The sequence below is a fragment of the Spirillospora albida genome, from assembly GCF_000718255.1.
Lineage (GTDB): Bacteria > Actinomycetota > Actinomycetes > Streptosporangiales > Streptosporangiaceae > Spirillospora > Spirillospora albida.
This window is the reverse complement of the sequence record NZ_JOFJ01000048.1, coordinates 1-2,416: the sequence shown is the minus strand read 5'-3', so window position 1 is coordinate 2,416 and position 2,416 is coordinate 1. Positions and strand designations below refer to the sequence as shown.

At 74.1% G+C, this 2,416-nt stretch carries 2 protein-coding genes; one reads left to right on the top strand and one right to left on the bottom strand.

Annotated features, from left to right (window positions below):
- Window positions 1-210: hypothetical protein (locus IE99_RS33320; RefSeq protein WP_030177454.1), on the bottom strand; the 210-nt coding region annotated here is incomplete at its 3' end.
- A gap of 88 nt (window positions 211-298) precedes the next feature.
- On the opposite strand from IE99_RS33320, the gene IE99_RS33315 reads away from it, so the two are divergent.
- Window positions 299-2,416, top strand: a 2,118-nt coding sequence (locus IE99_RS33315; RefSeq protein ID WP_030177453.1) for a condensation domain-containing protein, incomplete at its 3' end; no start/stop codon positions are given.

Here is a 2,416-nt window from a genome sequence, read left to right as displayed (position 1 = left end):
CACACGGTGTCGTTCTCGTTCGACATGTCGTGGGAAGAGCTGCTGTGGCTGGTCGAGGGCCATGAGGTCCACGTCCTGGACGAGGAACTGCGCCGCGACGCCGACGCCCTGACCGCGTACTGCGCGGAGCAGCGCATCGACGTCATCAACCTGACGCCGTCGTACGCGCAGGAACTCATCGACTTCGGCCTGCTGGACGCCGCCGGCCACCGCCCCTGTACGGGCCGACCGAGTACACGATCAACACGCTCGGCGGCGGCACCACCGACAGCGCCACCTCCACGAGCCCGGCGAGCGCATGTACCGCACCGGCGACCTCGTCCGGTGGCGCCCCGACGGCCTGCTCGACTACCTCGGCCGCACCGACGACCAGGTCAAGATCCGCGGCTACCGGGTCGAACTCGGCGAGATCGAGGACGCCCTCGCCCGCCGCCCCGAGGTCGCTCAGGCCGCCGTCGTCGTCCAGGAGACGGGACAGGCCAAGCGGCTCGTCGGCTACGTCGTCCCCGCCGCGCGCGACGCGCTCGGCGGGGGGTCCGGCGGGCTGCCGTCGCTGCTGCGCGACGGGCTCCGCGCGAGCCTGCCCGCGCACATGGTCCCGGCGGCGATCATGGTGCTGGACCGGCTGCCCCTCACCACGAACGGCAAGCTCGACCGCCGCGCCCTGCCGCCCCCGGAGGCGGGTCCCGCCGCCACCGGACGGCCGCCCGCGACCCCCGAGGAGGAGACGCTCTGCCGACTGCTCGCCGAGGTCCTGGACGTGCCGTCGGTCGGTGTCGACGACGACTTCTTCGAGCTCGGCGGGCACTCGCTGCTCGCCACCCGCCTCATCGCCAGGGCGCGCGCGGCCCTCGGCGTCCGGCTCGCGATCCGCGACCTGTTCGAGGAGCGGACCGCCGCCGGGCTCGCCGCCCGCGCGGCCGTCGCCGGGCGCGCCGACGACCGTCCCGAGCCGGGCCCCCGCGGCCGGCCCGCGCGGATCCCGCTGTCCTACGCGCAGCGCCGCCTCTGGTTCCTGCACCAGCTCGAAGGCCGCTCCGCCGCCTACAACATCCCCCTCGCGCTGCGGGCGCGCGGCGACCTCGACCTGGACGCCCTGCGGGCCGCGCTCGGCGACGTCATGGCCCGGCACGAGAGCCTCCGGACGGTGTTCGCCGACGAGGACGGCATCGCCCACCAGCGGATCCTCACCGGCGCCGAACCCGTCCTCGAGGTCGTGGACACCACCGAGGAGCGGGTCGGGGACGAGGTCGACGCGGCCGCGCGGCATGCGTTCGCGCTCGACCGCGAGGTGCCGCTGCGCACCCGCGTGCTCCGCCTCGGGCCCGGCCACCAGGTCGTCGTCTTCCTGTTCCACCACATCGTCGGCGACGAGTGGTCGATCCGGCCGTTCATCCGCGACCTGACCGCCGCCTACGACGCGCGGCGGGACGGGCGGGCGCCCGAGTGGGAGCCGCTGCCCCTCCAGTACGCCGACTACGCGCTCTGGCAGCACGAACTGCTCGGCGACCCCGCCGACGAGGGCGGCCTGCTGGGCCGGCAGGCCGCGTTCTGGAAGGACGCCCTCGCCGGGCTCCCCGAGGAGCTCCCGCTTCCGACCGACCGGCCCCGCCCGGCCGTCGCGAGCTACAAGGGCGGAACCGTCGAGCGGATCGTGCCCGCCGCGCTCGTCACCCGCGTCCGCGAGGTCGCCGCGCGGACCGGCGCCACGACCTTCATGGTGATGCAGGCCGCCGTCGCCGCGCTGCTCCACCGGCTCGGCGCCGGCGACGACGTCCCGCTCGGCAGCCCCTCCGGCGGCCGGGACGACGAGGCGCTCCAGAACCTCGTCGGGTTCTTCGTCAACACGCTGGTGCTCCGCGCCGACGTGTCCGGCGACCCGACGTTCGCGGAGCTCGTCGACCGGGTCAAGGGCTTCGACCTGGCCGCGTTCGCCCATCGGGACATGCCGTTCGAGCGGCTCGTCGAGGTCGTCAACCCGCCCCGCTCCCTGGCCCGGCACCCGCTGTTCCAGATCATGCTCGGCTACCAGAACCTGGAGAGCGGCAACGACCGCCTCTTCGGCCTCGAGACCCGCCCCGAGCCGTTCGGGACGGCCGCCGCGAAGTTCGACCTCGATTTCAACGTCATCGAGTACTCCGACGCCGAGGGCATGGAGTTCGTCCTCGAATACGCCGAGGACCTGTTCGACGCGTCCACGGCCGAGCTGATGCTCGCCCGTCTGGAGGCGCTGCTCGACCAGGCGACCGCCGACCCCGGGCGCCCGGTGAGCGGCATCGACCTGTTGACGCCCGCCGAGGCGGAGCTCATCGCCGGATGGAACGCGACGGGGCGGCCGGTGCCGGGGGTGTCGGTGGCGGATCTGCTCGAGGAGCAGGTGGGTCGGACGCCTGATGCTACGGCGCTGGTGTTCGGT